23 protein-coding genes are annotated in these 24,459 nt (G+C 60.2%); 8 read left to right on the top strand and 15 right to left on the bottom strand.

The window, feature by feature from the left end:
• Positions 1 to 316: 316 nt before the first annotated feature.
• The 3 genes from IPM73_09950 to IPM73_09940 all read left to right on the top strand — a co-directional run bounded on the left by IPM73_09950 (position 317) and on the right by IPM73_09940 (position 3,009).
• On the top strand, positions 317 to 592 hold the full coding sequence (locus IPM73_09950) for an AlpA family phage regulatory protein (protein MBK8918352.1): 276 nt from the start codon (positions 317 to 319) through the stop codon (positions 590 to 592).
• A 238-nt stretch (positions 593 to 830) separates the two neighbouring features.
• Entirely contained in the window at positions 831 to 1,784 is a 954-nt protein-coding gene (locus IPM73_09945; protein ID MBK8918351.1) for a site-specific integrase, read from the top strand.
• A 16-nt stretch (positions 1,785 to 1,800) separates the two neighbouring features.
• A complete protein-coding gene (locus tag IPM73_09940; protein ID MBK8918350.1) occupies positions 1,801 to 3,009 on the top strand; it encodes a DUF1173 domain-containing protein in 1,209 nt (402 codons plus the stop codon).
• Here the strand turns inward: IPM73_09940 and IPM73_09935 are convergent.
• Entirely contained in the window at positions 2,967 to 3,347 is a 381-nt protein-coding gene (locus IPM73_09935; GenBank protein MBK8918349.1) for an integration host factor subunit beta, read from the bottom strand. The two genes, IPM73_09940 and IPM73_09935, sit on opposite strands and share 43 nt — an antisense overlap.
• A gap of 138 nt (positions 3,348 to 3,485) precedes the next feature.
• Between IPM73_09935 and IPM73_09930 the strand changes: the two genes are divergently transcribed.
• From IPM73_09930 to IPM73_09920, 3 genes are all read left to right on the top strand, one after another.
• A complete protein-coding gene (locus tag IPM73_09930) occupies positions 3,486 to 4,808 on the top strand; it encodes a hypothetical protein (protein MBK8918348.1) in 1,323 nt (440 codons plus the stop codon).
• Positions 4,805 to 6,100: a metallophosphatase family protein gene (locus IPM73_09925; protein MBK8918347.1), complete on the top strand. Its 1,296-nt coding sequence runs from the start codon at positions 4,805 to 4,807 to the stop codon at positions 6,098 to 6,100. Before IPM73_09930 ends, IPM73_09925 begins: the two co-directional genes overlap by 4 nt.
• A gap of 66 nt (positions 6,101 to 6,166) precedes the next feature.
• Entirely contained in the window at positions 6,167 to 8,623 is a 2,457-nt protein-coding gene (locus tag IPM73_09920; protein MBK8918346.1) for a DNA repair protein, read from the top strand.
• Positions 8,624 to 8,650: 27 nt separating this feature from the next.
• On the opposite strand, the gene IPM73_09915 is transcribed toward IPM73_09920, so the two are convergent.
• The 8 genes from IPM73_09915 to radC form a co-directional block, all read right to left on the bottom strand.
• Positions 8,651 to 10,582 carry an ATP-binding protein gene (locus tag IPM73_09915; GenBank protein MBK8918345.1) on the bottom strand — a complete coding sequence of 644 codons (1,932 nt, stop codon included), beginning with the start codon at positions 10,580 to 10,582 and terminating at the stop codon, positions 8,651 to 8,653.
• Positions 10,575 to 11,768, bottom strand: coding sequence for a restriction endonuclease subunit S (locus tag IPM73_09910; protein ID MBK8918344.1), 1,194 nt, complete (start codon positions 11,766 to 11,768; stop codon positions 10,575 to 10,577). The genes IPM73_09915 and IPM73_09910 overlap by 8 nt, the downstream gene beginning before the upstream one ends.
• Complete coding sequence (locus IPM73_09905) at positions 11,765 to 12,946, bottom strand: DUF1016 family protein (GenBank protein ID MBK8918343.1); 1,182 nt, start codon at positions 12,944 to 12,946, stop codon at positions 11,765 to 11,767. Before IPM73_09905 ends, IPM73_09910 begins: the two co-directional genes overlap by 4 nt.
• Positions 12,943 to 14,778, bottom strand: a complete 1,836-nt coding sequence (locus IPM73_09900; protein MBK8918342.1) for an SAM-dependent DNA methyltransferase — start codon at positions 14,776 to 14,778, stop codon at positions 12,943 to 12,945. The genes IPM73_09905 and IPM73_09900 overlap by 4 nt, the downstream gene beginning before the upstream one ends.
• A 15-nt stretch (positions 14,779 to 14,793) precedes the next feature.
• Complete coding sequence (locus IPM73_09895) at positions 14,794 to 17,178, bottom strand: DEAD/DEAH box helicase family protein (GenBank protein ID MBK8918341.1); 2,385 nt, start codon at positions 17,176 to 17,178, stop codon at positions 14,794 to 14,796.
• Between the two features lie 39 nt (positions 17,179 to 17,217).
• On the bottom strand, positions 17,218 to 17,541 hold the full coding sequence (locus IPM73_09890; GenBank protein ID MBK8918340.1) for a transcriptional regulator: 324 nt from the start codon (positions 17,539 to 17,541) through the stop codon (positions 17,218 to 17,220).
• A 246-nt stretch (positions 17,542 to 17,787) separates the two neighbouring features.
• On the bottom strand, positions 17,788 to 18,096 hold the full coding sequence (locus IPM73_09885) for a hypothetical protein (GenBank protein ID MBK8918339.1): 309 nt from the start codon (positions 18,094 to 18,096) through the stop codon (positions 17,788 to 17,790).
• Between the two features lie 269 nt (positions 18,097 to 18,365).
• The gene (radC, locus tag IPM73_09880; GenBank protein MBK8918338.1) at positions 18,366 to 18,947 is read right to left on the bottom strand and encodes a DNA repair protein RadC; all 582 of its coding nucleotides are present in this window, start codon (positions 18,945 to 18,947) and stop codon (positions 18,366 to 18,368) included.
• A 294-nt stretch (positions 18,948 to 19,241) separates the two neighbouring features.
• Between radC and IPM73_09875 the strand changes: the two genes are divergently transcribed.
• Positions 19,242 to 20,288, top strand: a complete 1,047-nt coding sequence (locus IPM73_09875; protein ID MBK8918337.1) for an IS481 family transposase — start codon at positions 19,242 to 19,244, stop codon at positions 20,286 to 20,288.
• 205 nt (positions 20,289 to 20,493) lie between these two features.
• On the opposite strand, the gene IPM73_09870 is transcribed toward IPM73_09875, so the two are convergent.
• The 3 genes from IPM73_09870 to IPM73_09860 form a co-directional block, all read right to left on the bottom strand.
• Positions 20,494 to 21,165 carry a hypothetical protein gene (locus IPM73_09870; protein ID MBK8918336.1) on the bottom strand — a complete coding sequence of 224 codons (672 nt, stop codon included), beginning with the start codon at positions 21,163 to 21,165 and terminating at the stop codon, positions 20,494 to 20,496.
• A 113-nt stretch (positions 21,166 to 21,278) separates the two neighbouring features.
• Positions 21,279 to 21,518 (bottom strand): hypothetical protein, encoded by a 240-nt coding sequence (locus IPM73_09865; protein ID MBK8918335.1) that lies wholly within the window; start codon positions 21,516 to 21,518, stop codon positions 21,279 to 21,281.
• Between the two features lie 248 nt (positions 21,519 to 21,766).
• Positions 21,767 to 22,267, bottom strand: a complete 501-nt coding sequence (locus tag IPM73_09860; protein MBK8918334.1) for a hypothetical protein — start codon at positions 22,265 to 22,267, stop codon at positions 21,767 to 21,769.
• A 126-nt stretch (positions 22,268 to 22,393) separates the two neighbouring features.
• Between IPM73_09860 and IPM73_09855 the strand changes: the two genes are divergently transcribed.
• Positions 22,394 to 22,624: a hypothetical protein gene (locus IPM73_09855; GenBank protein MBK8918333.1), complete on the top strand. Its 231-nt coding sequence runs from the start codon at positions 22,394 to 22,396 to the stop codon at positions 22,622 to 22,624.
• Here the strand turns inward: IPM73_09855 and IPM73_09850 are convergent.
• The 3 genes from IPM73_09850 to IPM73_09840 form a co-directional block, all read right to left on the bottom strand.
• On the bottom strand, positions 22,595 to 22,816 hold the full coding sequence (locus IPM73_09850; protein MBK8918332.1) for a hypothetical protein: 222 nt from the start codon (positions 22,814 to 22,816) through the stop codon (positions 22,595 to 22,597). The genes IPM73_09855 and IPM73_09850 overlap by 30 nt on opposite strands.
• Positions 22,817 to 23,592: 776 nt before the next feature.
• Positions 23,593 to 24,003 (bottom strand): hypothetical protein, encoded by a 411-nt coding sequence (locus tag IPM73_09845; protein MBK8918331.1) that lies wholly within the window; start codon positions 24,001 to 24,003, stop codon positions 23,593 to 23,595.
• Entirely contained in the window at positions 24,000 to 24,287 is a 288-nt protein-coding gene (locus IPM73_09840) for a hypothetical protein (GenBank protein ID MBK8918330.1), read from the bottom strand. Before IPM73_09840 ends, IPM73_09845 begins: the two co-directional genes overlap by 4 nt.
• Between the last annotated feature and the right edge of the window lie 172 nt (positions 24,288 to 24,459).

Raw genomic sequence — 24,459 nt, 5'->3', positions numbered from 1 at the left:
GACCAGGTGCACCGGGCACCTTTACCGCTTTCGTGGCGGCGTCGCAGTCGATACCTGCCTGTTGCCCGACGATCCGCTGCCGCATGTGCAGCGCGGTTCAGTGCCGGATCGGCTGTTTTTTCCCGACCCGGACGCCCTTGGCCATCAAGGGGCGAAATTCAATTTTTTGCTCATCTTTCCATGCTATGCGACCGGGGCGCCCGCAGCATGTCGTCGAGTTCAGCGTTCCCTATCGGCTCGCGCCATCCTGACCTAGCGCGGCCACTACAGAGCAGGTCATATCCTTTAACAGCGTCAGCTGCAACGAGGTTCGATCGTGCCAAAAATCCGTTCCAGGGTCTCCGCTACGGCGGCGACTTCCAACCCTCTTTCTACTCCACCAGTCATGTCGACTGCGATCCTGACGCTCCCCGAGACCGGGTTCCTGCGTCAGCCCCAAGTGCTGGCTTTCGTTCCTATTTCCAAATCGACCCTCTGGCGGCGCATACAGGCGCGTACTTTTCCGGATCCGGTCAAACTCTCGGAGCGCGTGACCGTCTGGCGTGCCGAAGATATCCGCCGCTGGATCGGGCAGCAAGGGGAACCGGTCTGATTTCCGAATCAAGTATGGGAGATTGGCTCGTAGCGGCGTCGTTTGCGCCGCAACCGGGCCGCTACCGATCCACTGCGCAATGCGTGCATACCGTCTTCGATCAGGGGGGGCTCTACCGAGCATCATGGTGCTCTTGATCTGATGACGAAATCCCGCACCTTTCCCGGCGATTTCGCCTGGCAATGGGTGCGTCGACGCTTGAGTATTCGGAAAGATGTCGGTCGACATAGGATGGGAGATGCAGGTCATGCAAGACAGCCAGGAGGTCAGCAAGCACCACGAAAATGCATTGCAATCGGTTGAGATGCTGCGTGCCGTCATCGGCGGTGATACCTACGAGACGGTAGCCGTGCGCTTCGGTATCTCGCGTACGGCAGTTGAGCGGCGCATCAAGTCAGTCGCCGTCCAACTCACCCAGGTAGTCGGCGTGGACGGTCTCAAGGAAGAAGGCGCCGCATTTGTGCGCCGACTGCGCCTGCATCGCGAGGCCATCCTGGTCGCGCTGGCCGGATTCGTGCCGCTGCTGCCGGTTGGTACCCGCCCGGCGCGCGTATTGTCCGCGGCGGAAGTGGCCCAGGGCGCGGTGCGCATCAAGGGCCGCACCAGTCGCACCTGGCACGACCTCGCCCTCTACTACATGCTGTTTGCCACTGGCCTGCGCCCTCTGGAAATCGCTCGGCTCCAGGTCCGCGACTACCTGCATGCCGACGGCAGTGTGTGCCGTGAATCGGAATTACGTGCCGAGGTGGCGATCAATGGCAAATTGAGGCCACTCTATTTCAGTAGTCGCCGGCTCGATGACGCGCTAACGGCCTATTTCCGGGAGCGCTGCGATTGCGGGCACGGCGTCGGGGCGCCAGACTACTACCGAGGATTACGTGCGGATAGCCGCTTGTTTCTGTCGCTTTGTGGCGAACCCTACCGAATCGCTTCAAATAACGGTGAGCCAGGGCAGAATCGCTTTGTTTGCCGGGCACTCCTGGAGGTCTATCGCAAGTTGTTCCGCTACGCCGAACTCAAGGGACTGAGCGCCCAGTCGGCACGTCTTACAGTGATGTCGCGGATGTATGAGCGAGGTGCCGACGAGGATCAGGTTGGTGCCATCCTGGGTATCGGCGAACGCAGCGCGGTGCGGGAACTGCTACCCCGGCCGAAGCCGACACTGGCTGAACTGCTCGACGAACTGGTTTAAGTCTGGCGCGGCCACTATGGACCCCCAGCACTTTGCCATCAAAGGCCGCGTAATTGGCGCCGATGATCCGCAGTTACAGGAGGCTTTGGCCCAGGTTCATGACAGCCTCGAACGGCCACGCTGTCTGTGCATGCCGGGCGGGGTAGAAATGTACGTAGCGCGCCACAGCCTGTTTGTGGTTAAGCGCATGCCGGACAGCGGCAGCACCCACCATCCCGGCTGTCCTTCCTACGAGCCGGAAGCCCGGCAATCGGGCCTGGGCGAACTGATGGGTGAAGCGGTGCTTGAGTCCGAGCCGGGGCGGGTCGAACTCCGCGTGGATTTTCCGTGGACGCGGGTGATCGGGCAAAGTGTGCCGCGCGGCGAAGCACAGGACGTGGCAGAGGTCGGTGTGCCACGACGGCGCATGTCGCTACGTGCCTTGATGCACTTCCTGTTCGAGCGCGCCGGCTTCAACCGCTGGAGCCCGGCCATGGCCGGCAAGCGCAACCAGGGAGTGCTGCGTAAATATCTGCTGGAGGCGGCCGAGGAAATCACGGTCAAGGGCGTACCGCTGGCCGAGCGCCTGTATATCCCCGAACCTTTCAGTGAAAACAGCAAGGTCGAAGCCGCCCAGCGCCGACGCGAGAAACTGGCGGTGTTACGTCCGCGCGACGGCCAGACGCCGCTGGCCATCGTCATCGGCGAATACAAGACCAGCGAGGCAACACCCCAGGGGCACCGGGTCTGGATTCGTCACATGCCGGATGCGCCCTTGCTGATCGCCGGCCGTACTTGGGAACGTATTGAACGGGTCTTCGCACCACTGTTCGAGGCCCGCGATGCCGACATCAACCACTCGGTGAGGCTGGTCATGGCCGCACTGATCTGTGCCCGCCGTGAACACACCTACGAAATTGATTCGGTAAGCCTGATGTTGACCAGCGAGCAGTGGATACCGATCGAGGGTGTGCATGAACTTCCACTGATTGATGCCCTGGTCGCTCAGCAGCGTCGCTTCGTCAAGCCGCTACGCTACGATGCCCGCAGTGCCGCGCCATTTCCGAATGCGCTACTGCTGGATACCGGGCCATCGCCCATGCCGCTGCATGTGCTGAGCATGTTCATGAACCCCAAGGAGCGGGCGGTGAAGGAGAAAGCCATTGCGAAGGTGGGAGAGGTGGCCTGGGTATGGTCGACAGATCAGGCGATGCCATCCTTGAAAAGCATTTCTGATTCACGCTGACGGGTGTCGGTGATTGCGCCATGGCCGGGCAGGTCGATTAGCAAGCGTTGAGGAGAGGTTGTTGCCATCACTCGTTCACGCAATTCCTTCCCGGCCTTGAAGGCAGGAACCCATTTTGCCGGTACCGCTACAGGTTCACCTGTTTTTGGATTACGTGCCTGGCGGGGCGTGCGGTGGTTCAGGTCGAAAACGCCGAACCCGCGAATCTCAATCCGGTCACCGTGAACCAGCGCCGCATGGATGGCCCCGAGAATCTCTGTTACCGCCATTTCAGCATCCTTCTGCACCAGTTGAGGAAAGCGTTCGGCGAGTTGGGCGATGAGTTCGGAGCGGGTCATGGCGATATTTTAAGACTGAGATGACCGTCGGCCAAGGGGATGCTTTTGCCGGGAGTGTTTCCGTTGGGGTTGAAACGAAGGGAAGTCGCGAGAGCATGAATTGTCGAAATATCCCGACTTTCATGGAGGAGCGCCGTCATGGTCCATCTCAACCCACATCCAGCGGTTGCCGTACCGGGTGGCGGCATCACACCAACCCTGCTCGGGCAAAGCCCCGCCCGTATTCCGACCGGCGGCAAAATCCGCGCCGGTATCAAGGTGCTGACGAAGAAAGCCGCCGAGCAGCCCAAGGCCAAGGCCATCTACGATCAGGGCGTAGCCGCTGGCCAGTCCTTCGAGCAGATCGAACGCGCTATTACCGAGGTGCTACCCGCCCTCAAAACGCCATTGATACCGCGTAATGTGCCGTGGTTTTCGGTGCGGGGCCAGGATTTCCCCAATCCTGAAATCGCTGCGCAAATTCTGGCGGCCTACAGCGAAGACCGGGGTGAGGGGCGGCACCTGTACCGCTTTCCCGTGGTATTTCCTTCCGACTACTGGCAGACCGTGATGCCGCACGAGTTGGCGGCCTGGGGAATGCACGACAAGCACTACTGGTCGCAATACTCGGCTGATGGTCGGGTGCGCCACTGCATGTGCCATGCGCCGGTGCCGGTGGACGATACGGGGCGGCGCACGATTCGTCTCTTCGGTGGGCGCAAGACAATGGTCCGCGAGGAGAACAATGGCCTGTGCGAACCGGAGGCCTGCCGCGAATACCAAGCGCGTCAGTGCAACCTGACCGGGCGTTTTCTGTTTTTCATACCCGGCATCCGCTCGATCAGCGCCTTTGAACTGCACACCAACAGTTTTTACGCGATGAATGCGGCGATCCAGAAGTTCGAGACGGTGGGCTTTTTGCGCGGCGGACGTATCTCTGGCTTCCTGGATCGGCAACGCACGCCTTTCTACCTGACCAAAAGACTCATGGAGGTGGCTCATATCGACGAACAGGGCAGGGCTGTGCGCGTACCGCAGTGGATCATCGATCTCGAGGCGCCGGTGGATGTCACCGCCTTGCTGCGCGAGAACGAGGACACCGAGACGGCCCTGCTGCAGGCACAACTGGCGACGCAGGTGCTGCAAGGCAGTATGGGCGAGGCCTCGATCGAACCAGTGCAATCTGATGCGGGCGAGGTCCGGTCATCCCCAATGGTCGATGTCTCGTCTGTCGACGAGCCGTTGCTCCAGAGCGGGCATCCCAGTTTCGAGCAACTGATGGCGCGGGTGCTGGCTTATGACATCCTGCCTGAGCAGTACCGGGCCTACGCCGACCGGCGCTGGGGAGCGGGCTGGAAGATCAACCCACATGGCCGTGCCCAGGCCTGGAATGAACTGGAGCGCTACGGCAACGATCCGCAGGGCTACCGTGACAAGATCGAGAGCGAAATGCAGTTGGTGTCCCGGGGGAGAACGGCATGATCCGCATCGCGCATTTCTCTGATTTGCACTACGGCACCAAAAATCGGATGGAGGCGGATCGCTGCTTCGGCGCCGCCATCGACCGGGCCATTGCCCTGGGGGTAGAAGCAGCGGTGCTGTCGGGGGATGCGACCGACCATGCGCTGGATTTACATGCGCCGGCCGCCGAACGACTGTTCGCCCAGGTGCGGCGACTGGCCGACCATTGCCCGGTGCTGATGCTGCAGGGCACGTTTTCGCATGAGCCGCCCGGCACCCTGGCTATTTTCAAGCTGCTGGGCGGCCGCTATCCGGTGCATGTGGCCGAGCGTATTGAACAAGTGGCACTCACCGCCCAGGGGCAATGGCTGGTTTCGACGGGCTGGTGCTTCGATCAACTGCCGGCCGGTGCCCGTGCCTTGTTCTCCTGCGTGCCGACGGTGAACAAGGCGGCGGTTGCCGCAGCGGTCGGTGCGGCGGATGCGGCACAGGCGGTTGGCGAGCATCTGGCCATCCTGTTGCGTGGTTTTGTGCCGATCAATCGGGCGGCGCGGTTGCAAGGCCTGCCCAGCATCGGCGTCTCGCACGGTACCGTATTCGGCTGCCTGAGCGAGCACGACGTGCCAATGGCGGGTTTCGATCATGAATTCACCACCGGGGCGCTGTTCGCCGCCGAGGCGCAGGCCTTCATGCTCGGCCATATCCATCGGCATCAGTTCTGGGAACAGGAGGGTAGGGCTGGTCGGCAGTGCATTGCCTATCCCGGTTCCATTGGCCGATTTCACTACGGCGAGGAAGGCGAAAAGGGGTTTCTGGTGTGGGAAGTCGATGCCGATCAGGCGCGCTTTGCACTGGAGGCGACGCCGGCACGCCGAACGGTCGACGTTGTGTTCGACGGCAAACCAGACCTCGACGCGCTCCGCGCTGCCGTCGCCCAACAGGACATCGCCGGTGCCTTCGTGCGCGTGCGCTGGACGGTTGCCGATGAAGACCGTCATGAAGTCGACCGTAGCGCAATTGAGCGCTTGCTGGAGAGCGCCGCGGAAACCAAGTTGGAGGGACGCATCGTGCCGGTGGTGCGAACCAGGGCGGCAGGAATTTCGCAGTTGGCACATCTGGCCGACAAGGTGCGGGTCTGGGCGCAGGTAACCGAGGCCAGGGTGGAACCGTTGCTCGCCTGCCTCCAGACTCTTTCCGGTCAGGAGCCCGAAGCCATAGTCGAGCATGTGTTACGGGGCCAGGAGATTCCCTGTGGCGAGAGCAGCGCCATGGTCGAGCCAATGACCGATATTGAGCCCGTGTCGCTGTTCTGACCTGAGCAGCTTGCCGATCTTTGTCTGTATCGCAGACTGTTCTGGTGACTTAGTTGGAGTCCATTCATGCAACCGCTTTCACTAACGCTCAAAGGCTTTCGCGGTATCCGCGCCGGTCTGGGACGCGATGTCCTCACCCTGGATTTCGAGCAACTGGCCGACGGTGCCGAGTTGGTCGCCATTGCCGGCACCAACGGGCGCGGCAAGACCACCGTGATGGAAAATATGCACCCCTATCTCACCATGCCATCGCGGGCGGCGACGGCGGGTCCGGGCGGCTTTTCCTATTATGATCACGTCTGCCTTCCGGAAAACGAGAAGGACCTAGTGTGGTCGCACGCTGGCCGAACCTACCGTTCGCAGGTGGTGATCCGTCTCACCGGCCGGCGCAAGACTGAAGCATTCCTGTTTGCTCTTTCTGATGATGGTGCGTGGAAACCCATGGTATTGGAAGATGGCACCGTTGCGGATGGCAAGGTGGAGACCTATACCCGCTGCGTTGAGGCGATCTGCGGCAATGCCGACACCTTCTTCACCTCGGTGTTTTCCGCTCAGGGCAAACGGCAGTTGAGCGCCTATCGCAATGCCGAGATCAAGACGCTGCTGGCTGATCTGTTGGGGCAGGAGGAAATCCGGGCACTAGGCCAGAAGGCAGCCGAAACGGCGCGGCTACTCAAACTTGGTCTGGCGGCGATATGGCAGGAGCAGTCCGGATTAGATAATGATGCGCAACGCATCGGCGGGGAACTGCAACGGCTTGAGGGCGCTGCGGGCCGCATCGCCCAGAGTCTGGCGGCACGCCAAGCGGCTCAGGCCAACCTGGACGCAGCCCGAAGCCAGCATGCGCAATTGGCGGCCGAACGGGAGCAGTCGCAGAGTGTTGAACTGCGTCGGACGCAGCTTCAGGGCGAATGCAGCGCGGTGATCCAGGCTGGCACCGAGGCCATCGAAGCCTTGAAGGCCCAGGAGCATGGCGAGTCTCAGCGCCTGGAACGACTGGAGCAGCGTATCGCCCAACGCCTGACCCAGCAGCGCAACCGTCGGCTGGCTTTGCACAATCAGCGTCAACAATGCCTCAAGGTGTTGGCCAGTGCTCCGACCGTACGGCAAGCCGAGGCCCGTCTACCCATGGCTGAACAGGTCCTGTCGCTGCGTCTGGCTCGGGTCGGCCACTGGCGCCAGCAGGCTCAGCGCCTGACCCAGTGCAAAGCTTCCGAGCACTTGGTCCGGCAAAGATTGTCGGGGATCGAGCGCGAGGCCGGGCAGGCGGCGCTCAAAGCCGAAGAATTGGCACGGCGCTTCGGCCTTACTGGCATGGTGCCCTGTGCCGGTACCGACCTGCAGGGGCTGTGCCAACTTTTGGGGGATGCGCGGGAAGCCCAGGCACTGGTTCCTGGTGCCCAGGCTGCCATCAAGCGCCTGGCAGACCAAAAGGCAGCGGCACAAGAGGAGTTGGTGGTTCTTGGCAGGCAGTACGAAGGGATTGCTGCGGCGCCCCAGAAACTGGCGTGGGCCGAACATCGTGCCGAGGTGGCAGGCCCGAGAAGCTCGCGGTATGCGCTACTGGCAGCCAAGGCGGGAGAACAGGCACGAGCCAAGAACGCGTTCGCCGAGATTGAGGCGGAGCTGGCGGCGTTGGGTGACGAAACGTCGTCCTGCCAGCAAGGGGCGGGAACACCGGATGAGTTGGCAGAGCGCCAACAAATCGGCACTGCGCGGCAAGCGATTGCAGCCCAGCACGAGCAACAGGCCAAGCACTACCGCGCCACACTGGACAGGCTCAAGCAGGTGTTGGCGGCCTTGCCTCCATGCTATGACGAGCAGCGTCTGAGCGAGTCGCGCAGGAAGATGGAAGATGCTGCGCAGTCAGTCGCTACAGCCGAACAGAATTACCTGAGCACCGTGCGGGATGCCGAAAACTTCGCTCTCCTGACACAGCAGGCAGCAGCCTTGGCAGCTCGCCAGGCACAGGTGGCGAGCCGTATCACCAATGTCCAGTCCGAGTTGGGCAACTGGACCCTATTCGCCAAGTGCATGAGCAATGATGGCTTAATTGCCCTGGCCATTGACGATGCAGGACCAGCCTTGGCGGGACTGGCCAACGATCTGCTGCTTGCTTCCTATGGTTCCCGTTTCACGGTCTCCATCCTGACGCAGGTCGAGACCGTCAAGGGCGAACAGAAGGAAGGTTTCGACATCCAGGTGCACGATGGCGACTCGGGCGAAAGCAAGAGCGTCGGCCTGATGAGCGGTGGCGAACGGGTATGGATCAACGAGTGCCTGATCCGGGCGGTGGCGCTGTACCTAGCTCAGAGCACGGGACGCCGTTATGGTGCCTTGTTCTCGGACGAAGCCGATGGGCCGCTGGACCCCGAGCGCAAGCGCATGTTCATGGCGATGAAACGGGCAGTTCTTTGTCTGGGTGGTTATCAGCGGGAGTTCTATGTTTCCCAGACACTGGAACTGACCGCCATGGCTGATGCAGTGATCGATTTGGATATCTGCGCACAGATGCAAGCATGAACTATCCGCTCTGTTCGCCCTCCGCGTTCAAATCCCGATGTTCCCCTGATCTGGCTGGGCAAAGACACGGTTCAACAGCGCATCCGTTGAAACGCTGCCGTACCGGGTCGCCAACACATCGCGCAGTTTGAGAAGTCGGCGGTTGGCGGTATCAACCAGCGTCCCGAATGTTGTGGCCCGCACGCGGCCGTAGTCGCGGCTTTCATTGCGCAGCGTTTTGTCTTTCGCCACACCGGCGGCCACTTTCTGTCCGACCACCCAGGCGCAGATATACGGGGTGCCGGATACGGCACCCGACGCGGCGATGTCCTGAACGTAACCATCGGCCTGATTGACCTCCTTGCGGGTCAGTTCAAAGCCTCCTTTCTTCAGTTCGATCAACAGAATGTTCTGCATCTGCGTGAGCGTGGGGTCCGCCGGATCGAATGCCTCGATGCCGGTTAGCTGGCAAGATGTCTTGTCCGGCAGCACCACAATGTCGGGGCGATTCCTTTCATTGATGAATTGTGCCTCCCGGCTATCGAACAGTTCGCGCGCCACGGTCTGCAGCGTGGCATTCGAGCAGTATTCCTGCGACTCGAACTCGGGGCCGAACAACCAGCGTGCGCGCAGAATCAGCGGGTGCAGTGTGTGCAGTTCATCGGTATGCGGATCGTCAGCCAGCCGGCGAATGGTCTCGATGACGCTGATCCGGCTATCGATCTCATCCAGCACGCGCAGCGCGTCCTTGATCGACCATTCGGTCAATAGTTGATCCAGCCCGTCCACATCGTCCGGCGGCAGGGTCGACAACTTGTGCAACAAGGCCGCGCCGCTCTTGGATTTTTCGAGGTTGATGACGGCCTTGACGGCGGTTGCCAGAAAATCCGGTGAAATGGTCGGGTGCGCCTGGGCGATGGCCTTGGTGAACTCGGCCACCTCGAGACGCGCGCCTTGGCCCAGTGCCGACAACTCGCTACGGTTTTGCGTCAGGGCATCGGCCGAGGCTTCTTCCACAATCTCGCTGGCCAACTCCTTGGCGACCTTGCCGATATGTTCGGCGGTCACCCGGTACAACTCGCGCACCGCATCCGTGCTGCGGAACCCGGTCCAGTCGGGCTCGACATCGGGCTCGAAGCCTTGGGTATCGACAATCACCTTGTAGCGCCGCGCGAAACGGGTGCGCCCATCGAAATTGGCCACTTGGCCGATGGCCCATGACGGCGTGCCCACCAGCCGGCGCTGCACCCAGAAAGCGATGCCTTGATGCACGGAGGAGTGATTGAGTCGGGTGGAGTCGATGACGATTACGGTCGCGCTGCGTCCCGAACCAAGATCGAGCGTCGATTCGCTGACCCTGCCGTCGATCTCGCTAAACGGGCGCAGCACGCCATTGACGCGGATTTCAAACTCCGGGTCGTGAATGAAGCGCGCCGCCAGTACGGTGAGGATTTCGTCGGCATCCGGCAGTTTGCGTACTACCCGCACGGAAAGGCGCGTGCCATTGCCTGTGCGTGTGCCTATCGTTTCACTCCGCAGCACAAACGGGCTCTGGCCGGACTCAGTGCCGACTACGAATGTTGCCAGCACGCCATCGCGCCAGGTCTCGACTTGATATTCATTGGCAAAGCACAGCAATCCGTGCCGGCCTACGCCGTTGCGCCCGTAAGCCTTGCGCGGCCGTGCGGGGCGGCCGGCAGGAAATTCGACATTCGCGCTCTGATGCATCAAACGGTCGTAGCGTAAGGTCATCCAGCGCCGCCGAAACTGCTGTGGGTTCATGCCGTGGCCGTCGTCGGTGACGGTCAGCGTGCCTTCGATCTCGCCAGGCAACACCACGTCCACCCGCGTCGCACCGGCATCCCAGGCATTGGCCACCAGTTCGGTCAGCGCCACCTGCGGCACGTGAGCCACCTGACCGAGCTCGCGCAACAGGTAGTCTTCCTCGAACAGCGAGGACTGCAGGGGCGCGTCAGACATGGGCGGCAACTCCGGATTGGAATACGCGCTCCAGCGTTGCTGGCAGTAGCGCGGCATTGGCGGCGCGGATGGCGGTGTGTTTGGCTTTTAGCGGAATTTGTTTGGCCAATATCTCGGCAATCTTTAATTGATCCACCAGCGCTGGCATGGGCAACTGAATATTCAGAAACTGCTCTGGCCGAGTGCGCTCCCTCCGCGCACCGACTCCTCGGGTTGCTTCTTGAAGTTGAGACCAGAACCACTCGGTTCTGAATAGTTCGCCGAGATAGGCGGCGCTGGCCTCCATCGGTTTGCATCGGAAAGTGCGGTATTCCGGCGAAACGAACATCCCGTCCAGCTCGGTAGGACAAAGCGCGATGGCGCCTTCCCAGCCTTTGACCTGACTTAGTACGATGGCGTCGGTGTAAAGGCGATTGAAGGACTTGTACGCAGTATCCGAACCGGTGATTGCCGCTTTGGCAAACAGGCCACCACCGAAGCCACGGACGCCAACCTGCGGATATTGGCCTTCAAGCCTGATAGGCTCCGCTAGCTCATGCAACTCGATGATGTCGCCCAAGCGAACCGTTCGGCCCGAGCCCAACTTGTGATGCAGGCTCAATAGCAAGGCGGCAGAAGCATTGTCAGCGGCATCCAGATGCGCTTCGAGTTGTCGGGCTTTCTCGGCCAGCATTTCGAGGTGCAGAACGATGCGATCCTGAATGCTTAAGGCCGGTACCGGTACCGTGATTTTTGCCAGCGACGTGGCGGTCAGTGTGCGATTGCGAGCTACGGTTCCGGTGGATGCGCCAACCAGCTTGACCATTCCTTCTGGGGTTTTGAAGTAGTGCGCCAGAAACGCTGGGTTAATGCGCTCGGGATCGCAGGCGCAGGTAAGCATGCGATGGTTCCCAATGCACCCATCATCTTCTGGCTTTGCCATAGCCACGGCCCCCTCCCAAGCCATGATGTTGCTAAAAACCAGATCGTTTTGGTTAATGCGGTACAAGCCTTGCCAGGTAAATTCGGCGCCCTTCAGCGTGCGGCGATGAAACGTGCCTTTGTGAAAACTGCGGACACCGAGTTCGGTATAGCTGGCCTCTGGGTCGATGGTTACTTCGCGTCGAGCCAAGGGGGCCACTTCAACAAGCGGGCGGTATGTTGTCTCACTGTTGTGCCCCAGTTGAACTTTCAGGCTGCGTATCATTCCACAGCCTCGTCTTCGCCAGACTGCCCCACTCGCCGTGCATCCAGTGCCCGTCGCGTCTTGTCCAGTTCATCGGCCAGCAGCTTTTCATCGGGCAGCATCATCTGGTATTCGGCGGCCAGCACCTTGTTGGACAGCCCCTCCAGTGCGTAATGCGCTTCGGCTGCCCCCTTTTCAGCGCAGAGGATCAGGCCTACGGGCGGGTTTTCGCCAGGCTTCATCCAGTGCTCGCGGGCGTAGTTCAAGTACAGGTGCATTTGCCCGGCATCGGCATAGCTGAATTTGCCGACCTTGAGGTCGATGACCACCAGACACTTGAGCTGGCGGTGGAAGAACAGCAGATCGATACGGAACCAGTTGTCGTCGATGCGCAGGCGGCGCTGGCGGCCGACGAAGGTGAAGTCGTCGCCCAGTTCAAGCAGGAAGTCGGCCAGATGCTGGATCAGTGCGTCTTCCAGATCCGATTCGGAGTATTCGTCCTTGAGGTTAAGGAATTCAAGTACGAAGGGGTCTTTAATGGCCTGCTCGGGGGTGAGCACATCGCCGGATTCGCTGTCTTCGCCTTTTTGCAGCATCGCCACCTTGTTGTGCGACAGCGCGGTGCGCTCGTAGAACTGGCTGCCGATCTGCCGGTCGAGCTGGCGTACCGACCAGCCGCCGCGCAGGGCCTCGGTTTCGTAAAAGGCGCGGGCCATCTCGTTTTTGACCGAGAGCAGACGGACGTAGGCCGACCACGGCAGGGGAAAGGCTTGAGCAAGCGCCGGCAGGTCGGCGGAAAGCGCAGACGGTGTCTGCGAAATCAGCGACGAGGTCAATTCCGCAGACACTGTCTGCGGAATCTTGCCAGTGGCCAATTTGCCAGACAGCGTCTGACGAATCTGCTCAGCCGGCCAACATTGGTAGAACTGGCGCATTTGCTCGATGTTGCGGGGCGAGAAACCACGCCCAAAGCAGCGGGTCAGGTCGGCCGACAGGCGCTGGATCAAGGCCTCGCCATAAGTCGCCCGATCCTGGCCACCCTGTTCAAATTCGAGAATACGCCGGCCGATCTCCCAATAGCTGGCCGTCATCAGCGCATTAACGCTGCGGGCAGCAGTGCGGCGAGCGGCTTCGAGCAAGGCGATGATGTCGCCTTGCATACCACTGTAGTCGGCGCTGGCAGGCGCAAGATCACTCATGCCTGCACCTCATTCACCAGTGCTTCGATCTCGCCCAACAAGCGCATCACTTCGGTCTCGTGGCCGCGCATGCGGGCGATCAGGTCTTTCGGGTCAGCGTGTTCGAGGCCGACCTTGGCGTGAGGATTTTTCTGGTCGAGATTGTAGATTGGCCAGTAGAGAGCATCGCCTTGAGCTTGCGCCGTCTTGGCTGCCAGTTCATGGACCTGCTGTTGGGCTTTGAGCATGCGCAGGCGCTCTTGTAATTTTCCCTTTTTTTCGCCGTTGACCGCAGCAATGGCCTGTTCGGCCTCACGGATATCTTTGCCCAACGCCAGTGCCGACGCACGTTCGGCCTCGGCGTTTTGCCAGTGCGGTGTAGCTGCTTCGACTACGGCGGCGCGCTTGGCGGCGAAATCCACCTTCCATGCCTGCGGACCTTCTTCGCGGGTATTCCACCAGGCTATGGCCGAGGCGAATTCCTCGAACTGCAGGGGCGCGGTCTTGCTGTACTTCTTACGCCCCTCGGGCAGAGGGAGTTCGTAATACCAGATGGTGTCGGTGGGGCCGCCGCGCTCGAAAAACAGCAGGTTGGCCGGAATGTCGGTGTAGGGTGCGAACACCCCTTGCGGCAGGCGCACGATGGTGTGCAGGCGGAATTCCTTGAGCATTTCCTCCTTGATGACGGCGCTGATGCCATCGCCAAACAGGGTGCCATTGGGGACGACCACGGCAGCACGACCACCCCGGGTGGCGGGTTTGCCTCCCGGCACCGGCGCACCGGCGACGCGCAGCTTGCGCATGATGTATTGCAGGAACAGCAGCGCGGTTTCCGCCGTTTGCATATTGGGCGGGAAATTGGCCTTGATGCCGACTTCCTCTTCACCGCCAAAGGGCGGGTTGGTGAGGATGACGTCGACGCGTTCGCTGTGGCCGATTTCGTTGATTCGCCGATCCAGCGTGTTGCCATAGGCAATCTGCGGCGCTTCCAGGCCATGCAGCAGCAGGTTCATCTGCACCAGCATGTAGGGGAGCGGTTTGGCTTCCTGGCCATACAGGGTGTCGCGCTGCAAGGTCAGGCGCTGCTCCGGCGTGGACACCTGCGGCGCGATGTGGTCGTAGGCTTCGACGAGAAAGCCACCGGTGCCGCAAGCCGGGTCGAGCACGGTTTCACCCAACTGCGGGTCGCTGACCTGAACCATGAAGCGGACCACCGGACGCGGCGTATAGAACTCGCCGGAATCGCCCGCCGCGTCACGCATTTCGCGCAGCATCGATTCGTAGAGGTGCGAGAGGGTGTGGATTTCTTCGCTGGCGCTGAAATGGATGCCGTGAATCTTGTTGACGATGTCGCGCAGCAGGTAGCCGCTGACCATGCGGTTTTGGATGCCCTTGAAGACGTTGGCCACCACCTCGCGCTGGCTGCCTTTTTCGCTTTCGCCGGCCAGGCTGCGCAGATAAACGAACAAACCCTGGCCGCTACTGCCATCGGCACGCACTGTCTGTTCCTGACCGATGAAGGCCAGCAGTTCGTCGCCGGAAATGCCGTCCTCGCGGGCGGCCCAGTCGCGCCAGCGGTACGGTGCTTCGATGATGGGCTGGTAGGGCTTGCCGTCGAGTTCGGATTCCTCTTCATGGACGGCTTCGAGGTCGTCGAGGAACTTGAGGAACATCACCCAGGTGAGCAATGGCAGGCGATCCACGTCGCCATTGAGGCCCTTGTCCTTGCGCAGAATCTTGCGCGCCGTGCCGATCAGCGCGGACAAGTTCTCGCGGGTGGTCAGCGGTGCTTTAATTTTGCGGGATACGCGCGGTTTCTTTTCGGGCGCGACGGGTTTGGCGGTTTTGGCCATAGGAACGAGTTTTCTTTATTGGTAAATGGCGGCCTGCAGCCGCGATACGGCCTCTTTCAGGCCTTTCACGCCGCCGAAATGGCGCGTGGCAATTTCGGAAGGGGAACCAAATCGGTCGAAAGGCTGCACCTTCATCAGGTCGGACAGCACATTGAATTGGATAATGCCGCGCTCGATGTACTTGTCGAGCAGTAGCGCCAGGACTTCACGGGCGGTGTTACCGTATTGAGCGAACAGATCCTGCGTCTGGCGCCTGGCCCGTTCTGCGCGCTGGCGGCGGGTCAGCAGCGGCGCATTCCACGCCAGATGGCAGAGCATATCGAACGGATCGGCATCGGGCTGTTCGCTGCTGGCCGCAAGCTCCTCGAAACTGATGCCGCGCTCGGTCAGCTCGCGCAGCACTTCGGCGCGCGTATCCGGGTTGGCCCAAGCGGATTGCAAGGCATCGCGCGTCGGGTACAGGGTGCGTACGGCACGACCTGAATACTCGGTGTAGCGCACGACCTGCAGTTTCTTGCCATCGGTATCGAGGTCGTAGACCAGGTGACCAATGACTTCAACCTCGCCGCCATCGATGTAGAACTTGCGCGGTTCCACCGGTGGATCATTGATCAGGATGCCGGTATCCGGTCCGATTTGCTCCTCCGGGTGTTCGTACTCAATCGCAGGCACATCCGGCGGCGTTTCTATCTCGATCTCGGTCACTTCGATTTGTTCGCCTGTCTCATCGACAGTGATTTCCTCGATGCGGGCCGGGTCGCCATCGAAATCCGGGTCGGCGAAGTGCCGCGTGGCTGTGCCGGTGAAGTCGATGATGTTGAAATATTCCTTGCCGTAGTCGACCTTCAGCCGCGTGCCTCGCCCGATGATCTGCTTGAATTCCGAACGTGATCCGACGACGCGCGCTAGCACGACATTTTTGACCATCTCGGCGTCAACGCCGGTGGTCAACAATTGGGAAGTGGTCAGAACGACCGGCGTCGGCTTGTCCACGTCCTGGAAATGCGCCAGATGCGTCAGGCCGATGGAGCCCTCGTCAGCGGTAACGCGGCAGACATAGTCCGGGTACTGCTTGACCAGATCACTATTCAGGTTGAGTAGCTCCTGCCGTAGTTCGGCCGCGTGCTCCTGATCGACACAGAACACCAGGGTCTTGGCGAAGCGGTCGGTGCCTTTCAGCAAGTCGGTGAGATGGCGGGCCATTGCCCGCGTGCGCGAACGCAGTGCGACGACACGTTCGAAATCCTTGGTCTGGTATTCCTCGTCGGGCACTTCGCGGCCATAGCGGTCCAACTCATCCTTGCTGGGCCGCCAGCCGGCGGCATCCACCGTGGTGATGACCCGGTGAACCCGATACGGTGCCAGGAATCCGTCTTCGATGCCTTGGCGCAAGCTGTAGGTGTAGACAGGATTGCCGAAATACTCGTAGCTGTCGCGGGATTCCTCCCGCAGCGGAGTGGCTGTCATGCCGAATTGCACGGCAGGCTCGAAGTAGTCCAGCACGGCGCGCCAACTGCTCTCGTCACGACTGGAGCCCCGATGACATTCGTCGATGATGATCAGATCGAAGAAGTCTGGGCGGTACTGGCGGAACACGTCTTCGCTGGCCGTGCTCAGGGCCTGGTAGATGCCAAAGTACATGTCCCGGCTCTGGCTCACGTCGCCGCCGGCAATCTTGTGGCGGGCATCACCGAACGGCGCGAACATCTTGGCCATCGGGTCATCAACCAAAATATTGCGGTCGGCCAGGAACAGTATCTTCGGACGGCGATATTCACCCGTTCGATTCCAACGGCTGTTCCATAGCTTCCAGCAGATCTGGAAAGCCACACAGGTCTTGCCGGTGCCAGTGGCCAGGGTGGCGAGGATGCGCTTCTGGCCGAGCAGGATGGCTTCGATCACGCGATGAATGGCTATTTGCTGGTAGTAGCGTGGGACCTTGCCGGAAACGATGTTGAACGGTTCCAGCAAATGCGTGGCGGCGTCCTGAGACAAATGTGTTTCCGCCGTCAGGCGGGCAAACAGTTCGGTGGGTGTGGCGTACCGATCCACCTCGCGCTCGGTGCCGGTGGTGTAGTCGATCTCGATGATGCGATGACCGTTGGTGGCGTATGCAAACTTGAGGCCAAGAATCTCTGCATATTCCCGCGCCTGTTGCACACCAGATTCAGCCGGCAGACCGATTTCCTTGGCTTCGACAACCGCCAACGGGAAATCGCGGAGGTAGTAAAGCAGGAAATCGGCGCGTTTCTGCTTGCCGCGACGCACCTTGCCGCCAGCGACGATGATGCGGCCATTGGTGAACGTGCGCTGTTCGCCAATGGCGTGTGGGGCAACTGACCATCCGGACTCGACGAGTCGGGGCGTGACGAATTCGCGGCAGGTGTCAGCTTCAGTCATCACGCCTTCTCGCATTGCCGCTCCGGTCATCTCTGTCCCTCAATCAATCAGAATTTTGAAACTGGTGGCCAGGGCAACCGGTTCCACCTCACGTACATTACGTTTAAGTTCAACCAGCCCGTAGCCCGCCATCATGCGCAGCGTGCGCGACAGATTCGGCACCTGCCGCCCGCTCAACGTAGCCAACTCGGTCAGCGTCTTTGGCTTGGCATCCCGAATGACGCGAAGCAGTGCCTGGTTATCCTCGGAAAGCACGGCAGCCATTGTCGCCATCGATGGGAACCATACCGTGGGAATTTCCGTGCCGCTACTTGCGTTTATTGCATCACCAGAACGACGGATACCGACAACACAGCGCTTCATATTGGATGCCTGATTGGATTGGCATAAAAGTTTAATTGTATCAATGTGACACAAGTGCAGCCAGCTCTCCGATTATAGAAATGGTCGCCTGCTCATCGAGTCTGTCGTAGATGATCTCGTCCTTGCCAGGGCGCACGTTCTCTTGGCAGCGAAATATCTGAAGGAATAGTTCGCGTAGGGGCCGGTCATAGCCGGCCACCACCAAAACGGGCCGGCCCGCGTACATGAGCCGGATGTTATGCCGACTCATGATGCCAGTTCCGGCGTTTCGAAAGTCGGCAGTCCGTCGATTACGGCCGCTTCGCTGTCGAATTTCAGCCAGACAATGCCGGCCAACTCGGCGATCTCGAAAATCGCTGCCAAGTCACTTTCAGTCGGGATCCGGTGGCGCGGCGCCCCGACGTAGAGGATGCCGCCGTAGTCGGTCGGATAGGCGTTGACTGATAGGTCGTCGTTGGCCAATTTCAGGCGAGTATTCGAGCTCAGATGCGAGAGCGAGATTGCGGCCAAGGGTTCAGCCAGTGTTCTCAAGTGTGTCACGGAAATGTTGTCCATGCGTGTCTCCTTCTTTTTGAGAGAGCGTCGACCTGGTTGTCGAGTATCTGCCAGTTTGACGGTGGTAAGTCATGCCGCAGTTGCGGCAACGGAACCAGCGCAGGCATCCGAGCATCCCCAGAGGGACGCCATTACCTGCGTAGAAGGGCAACGTGAAGTGGAAGTCATTGCTATTTTCCATTCACAAAGCAATTGTTGAAGTCCGACCGGGAGCCTTGGAGAAGCGCCTCCGGATCGGACTCAGCATGGAAAGCGGGCGACTCATGACGCTAGATCAACCCAAGTTCGGCAAACGAAACGACTTTGTCACCGGCCACGATGAAATGGTCGATGATCCGTACGTCCACCAGGCCCAGTGCCGACTTCAGGGTTTGCGTCAGCAGTTCATCGGCCCGCGAGGGCTCGGCTTCGCCCGAGGGGTGATTGTGGGCCAAGGCCAGCGCCGCAGCATTTCGAGTCAGGGCTCCCTTGACCACTTCCCGGGGATAGACTGAGGTCTGGGTCAGGGTTCCGCGGAACAGTTCTTCAGCCTCGATCAGGCGATGGTGGGCATCCAGGTAAAGCACTAGGAACACCTCATGTTGAAGGCCTGCGCAGTGCAGGCGTAGCCAGTCGCGCAGAACTTGCGGTGAGGACATTACCGGGCTGTTACTCATCTGCTCGCACAAGTCACGCAACAGCAGTTCACGCGCCACACCCAGGCGGTGGGCCAGTACGCTATCGGCCATGTCGTTCATGGCGATGGGTGCAACGGCATCGCTGACATGCAAGGGGATGGCACTCGATGCGCAAACTGCGGGCGCGAGTAATTCGCGGACGAGGTCGGCGCGGGACAGGACGGACATATTCATGGCGTTCTCCTCAATAAATTGGAAAAGCGGGAACGCCGATCCCGACGGGGACGAGGTCCCCGTTTGGGATGAAGGTACGGACGAATGTACAAGTAACAGTCGGCAAGACGAGTGAGGCAGGTATCGACTGCGACGCCGGCCAGAAACCGGGTGACATTCCACTACGGAATGCATTTAGGTGTAGAAGTTCAGACTTGATCTGACAGCAGGGCCTTGCCAAGGGGTGGGGTTACCCGTTTTGATAGAGGTGCGAATCTTTATCTAAACGGCGCGCGAGCGCCAAGGAGTAACCCCATGAGTAGTCTTAACCAGAATGTCATTCGTCACAAGATCGGCCTGCTGAATCTGGCCACCGAGTTGGGCAACGTCTCGAAAGCGTGCAAGGTAATGGGCCTGTCCCGCGACACCTTCTATCGCTACCAGAATGCCGTCGCCGAAGGTGGCGTCGAAGCCTTGTTCGATGGCAACCGGCGCAAACCGAACCCGAAGAACCGGGTGGAAGAAGCCACGGAAACGGCGGTGCTGGCCTACGCCACCGAGCAACCCGCGCATGGGCAAGTGCGAACCAGTAACGAACTGCGCCAGCGCGGTATTTTTGTTTCGCCGTCCGGCGTTCGCTCCATCTGGCTGCGAAACGACTTGGCCTCCTTCAAACAGCGGTTATCAGCCCTGGAGAAGCAGGTGGCCGAGCAAGGCATCCTGCTGACCGATGCTCAGGTAGCGGCGCTGGAGAGAAAGCAGGACGACGACCTGGCTCATGGCGAGATCGAAACCGCCCATCCCGGCTATCTGGGATCGCAGGACACGTTTTACGTCGGCACTATCAAGGGCGTTGGCCGGATCTACCAGCAGACCTTCGTTGATACCTACAGCAAGGTCGCCATGGCCAAGCTCTACACGACCAAGACGCCGATCACCGCCGCTGATCTGTTGAACGACCGGGTGTTGCCGTTCTTTGAGGAACACGGCATGGGCGTCATCCGCATGCTGACGGATCGCGGTACCGAGTATTGCGGCAAGCCGGAAACCCACGACTACCAGCTCTACCTGGCCTTGAACGACATCGAGCACACCAAGACCAAGGCGCGGCATCCACAAACGAACGGCATCTGCGAACGTTTCCACAAAACCATCTTGCAGGAGTTTTATCAGGTGGCGTTCCGCCGCAGGCTCTATCTGTCGCTGGAGGAGCTACAGACTGACCTCGATGCCTGGCTGGCCTACTACAACAACGAGCGAACCCATCAGGGTAAGATGTGCTGCGGACGCACGCCTCTGCAAACCCTGATCGCAGGAAAGGAGGCGTGGAACGAGAAAGTCACCAACCTGAATTTGATCTGACAATCAGGCACCGTCAAAACGGGGAACTGTCAGATCGGGTCGCGACTTCTACAATTTAGGCTTGGTTAGTTTCTCGCATCAAGTAGCGGGTTTCAATGGGCTGTTAGCGACGCCATGCTCAAGCCGGTCTGATTCCGGTCGATTTTGGATAGCGTTATCGATGAGTTGTGCGAGAACCATGCCCCATGGACTTGCTTTGGCGGCGTCAGCGGAAGACGCGCGGCTCGATCGTCGCCCCGCGCATGAAGGCGAGGTAGGCGCCGGCCTGGCCGATATCCCGAAAACTGGCGACGACTTCTTCGCGCTGGAGTACGTCCCAGGGGCGTTCGGCATCGGCCGACGGTTTGATACTCAATTCGGCTTCCCGATAAGCGTCATGGCGGTACAGGAAATTACCGGACGCCCAGTCAACGATGGCCAGGATGCAGGCGCACAGAATGGCGCTGCCGCCATGTTCGCCAGGTTCGATCAGAAGTGGGACTTTCAGGGTTCCGATCGAGCGGCCAATCCGGCCGACGACATCGTGCTCTTCCAGCCAGGGTTCGCCGGTAAGCGTGTCGCCAAGAATCAGGCGAATCTTTCGTTCGTGGGTCCGACAGGACTCCAGAACCTTGGCGGCACTGGTATCGGTACCTGGATCGAAGTACGTCGTGCGCGTGAGCGGCGATTGGCTCCAAGCCTGGACGGCATGGCAATACTTCTCGTAACCAGCGAGAGTGGCATAGTCCTCATCCGTGAAGGCGAGGTCGGCTCGGTCCAGTTTGTGGGCAATCAGGTTGGCGTGGTCGCGGGCGTTGGCAAAGCCGAAGCAGGTATAGCCCTCGCCGCAATCGATGACATAGAGTTGTTGTTCGGCATTGATGCTGACCTTGTTCATCTCGGGTTCCTTTCGACATGGCGTGGAACCCGACACCCCATGGGTGTGAGCCCCACGGGGTATTGGTTGGTTCGCCGGTCCGGAGTATGGCCGGCGTGTCGTTGCGCGGTAATTCAGGCCGTTTGCGCTACCGGCTGGAACACTTGCTCAACGACCACGTCATTGGCGACGACGATCTGGTCGAATATCAGACGGTCCAGTTTCAGCAGCAGGGCGTCCGCGTGCTCTTGGTCATCCGGGCGCAGGGACGAACGCAGTTTTTCGACCTCTTTCTTGATGAGGCGAAGCTCTTGGACGATGGCGCGGTTGGCATGGGCTTCGATGGCATTCAGGATTGCGGTAACGGTGATCATCGATGGCTTCCTTTCATGGCTTGAGACGGGGATGGGCATGCCGATGCCCACTGGCGGACGGGGGAAGGTGAACGCGGGTCGGCAATGCGGGATTTGATCGTGCGAGGCTGCCTCGGGGGGAGCATCGGCACGCATGGGTGGGATCGAAGCGAGCGCCGTACGCACCGCGAACTGAAGCGCGGGCATGGGCGTTCGGCGATCCGGATACGACAGCCGTAGCCGTTACATCGCAGGCCGGACCGGAAGGGTCAGGCGGCCGTGCGCGGTGCTTTATCGGCGGACGAGGCCTGGTCTTCGGTGGCTGCGGGGGCCAAGGTGACCTGGCGCTCGAAAGCCGTGCGGGCCGTCGCGAACCCAGATTTCCGGGGCAGGCGACGCACCTGGACGGCGGCCGGTACCTTGGCTGCTTCGGGCAGGCATTCAAAAGCAAGGTCGCTGCCGTGGCGCCACATCGTCTGCAGGTTGCGCAGTGGCTGGATGAACAACCCGATGCAAAGCCCGCGGATGAACTGACCGATCCGCTTGTGCCGTGCCTGGCGGGCCTTGTGCTGGCGCAGGGATTCCCTGCAGCATAGGTAGAGTGCCAGATGGCTGCGCTTCATTTCAGGATCGGACTCCAACTGGGCCAGAACTTCGCTAGCGATGGCCGGATCCCGGCCGACGCGCTGGTAAAAACCAACCCAAGCACGTTCTTCCTCAGATTCGAAGCTGGAGCGCCGCGGACGAGGACGAGACTTCTCGATTGACATGGTGTTATCTCCACGGTGAACAGAGGGAACACCTGTCCCCGGTCGGGGAAGCGGTAGACTCCCCGGGGTTGTACGGACATGTGGCGCTGCTAAACTGAACGCTCACACATGAAAGGTGCCCACAGCATGCTGCGTGCAGGCAACGCACTACGGTTCACGCCCGACGAAATCGAGGACTTCCGAAAACTCGGACTCGACTTCGACGGGGCGCGAACGCCGGGCGACATCGAACAGGTATTGAGCCAGTGGGCCGATACGCTGAACGACGAACGTCCGAATCTGCTGGAAAAGATCGCTGTGGAACTGGCTAAGGCCAAAGGCATCCCGCTACCCGCACGCTTGACGCGGGTACGCTGATCCGACCTTGCTGTTCACCTCGGCAATCCCGATCCAGCGGTCGGCGATCCGGTCCAGATAGACCAGATCATCGACTTCGATCTCGCCCGACTCTCGCAAGCGGGCGATGACCTCCTTGACCAGGGATGGATCGTCCTTGGCCAGTTGAATCACGGTGGCGGCAATGCGCCGGCGGTAGAGACTGATCGGCATCATCAGGCTCCTACCGCATGAGACTCGGAAGCGCAGCCGGATTGTCCGGGGATGATCGGCGGCGGTTTCAACAACGCTGGTACGGCCGGTGTGCGTGTGGCAGGCCGGGCATACCCGGAACCACCCAATAGCACGGCAACTGGACGCGACGTTTTGGTCACAGAGGTTGCGAACATGGTGTTCTCCTTCGGGAATGAAAGGGAACACCGATCCCTGGCGGGGAACTTGGGGTTCCCCGTTCGGGATGCTCCGCCCGGATCGGCAGAGCGGCTCAGGACATGCCAGCCGGCATGTGCAGGATGACGGCCTACGGTTCTTGCGAACAGGGCCTTCGTTCAATGCCGATCAACCCGAAGGTCGAACGGCGGCGAAACACAACATTCAGCCTGATGGCTGAACAGTACTCTCGGCCAAATGAACGGCCAGACCCGATGGTGGTCGGGTATTCGGAAGGCAGGTGACGACTGCGACGCCAGCTAGGCTGGACCTCAGGGCGACCGGAGTCGCCGATGAAGGCTGTGCAGACACGATGTCCACAGAAAGCGCTTGTAGTATCGCGCTGTGCGTTGCCTGGGTTCAAGGCCATGATTGCTTTTGCCATACCCAAGCGCTTGGAATTTAGGTGTGCGTTACGCCAGACATTCATTGCTTACGGACCGTCCATCCATAGGGAAACAGGATGCGTTCATTACCCTGCCTTTCGAATGAAAGGAAGTTTACGGTCAGGAGGTGCGACGGCAGGACTATTTGTTCCGTGAGGGCAGTCGTGCAACTGCTCATTCGCTCGCTGCTTGAAATGCGGCCTGTACGGCGCGTACCAGCGAGGGGTGGAGGGTGCCCAACTTGGGTGTTTGCCCATGGGGTGCGGCTGGCGGCACCGAAAACCACTCGGTGGTAAAAGGTAAATCGATGGCCTGTTTCAGGTCGAATTTGGTGTCGTAGCTCAATCCAGCCGCCTCGTAGGCGGCACGGTTACGATCGCGCAGGATCGAAAACTCGCGCCGATGCAATGTTGTCGTCCGCTGGCTGGTACCGTAAGCAACACGTACCTCGAAGTGCGGTGCATCGTCGTCAAAGACCGCCAGGATCAAGGCTGGTCGGGGCTTTGGCCGGGGGGTAATGTTGTCCGGGAAATGGCACCAGACGATTTCGCCAGCGGTAGGTTCTCCCCACCACTGGGGCGTCATGCAGTTTTCGCTTCGAACAAACTCGAACGTACCGAGCGCTTGCTACCTTGGGGGACGTGTTTCCTGATCTGACGGACCTGAACGGCAGTCAGCGGGCCGTCGTCGGCTTCGTATTGCGGCAGCACCTTGACGGCCAGTTCATGCAGCGCTTGATGTATCGCCTGGGTTTCATCCACACCCAAGTATTCCGCCAGGCGTTTGGCGGTATCACGCGTAATTCCGGTGGGGCTATCGACCGTGCGATAGCGAAATGCGATCTGGTTGGCGGCAGCGCGGGCAGTCATGGCAATATTCCTCTATTTGGATATCTTAAAGATATCCATAGTGACCCTGTTCGTCAAGGAGGAAAATAGTTGCCGAAATGTTGGGCGATTTCTCATTTGCTCTGCACAAGAGTGCAGCCTGTGCGATCCAACGTCGCCAAAAAAATCCCCCACAGCCTTGCGGCCATGGGGG

The organism is Betaproteobacteria bacterium (assembly GCA_016720065.1).
In the GTDB taxonomy this organism is placed as follows: Bacteria; Pseudomonadota; Gammaproteobacteria; order Burkholderiales; family Rhodocyclaceae; genus SSSZ01.
The sequence above is the reverse complement of the archived record's forward strand: the minus strand, read 5'-3'. Positions and strand labels throughout refer to the sequence as shown.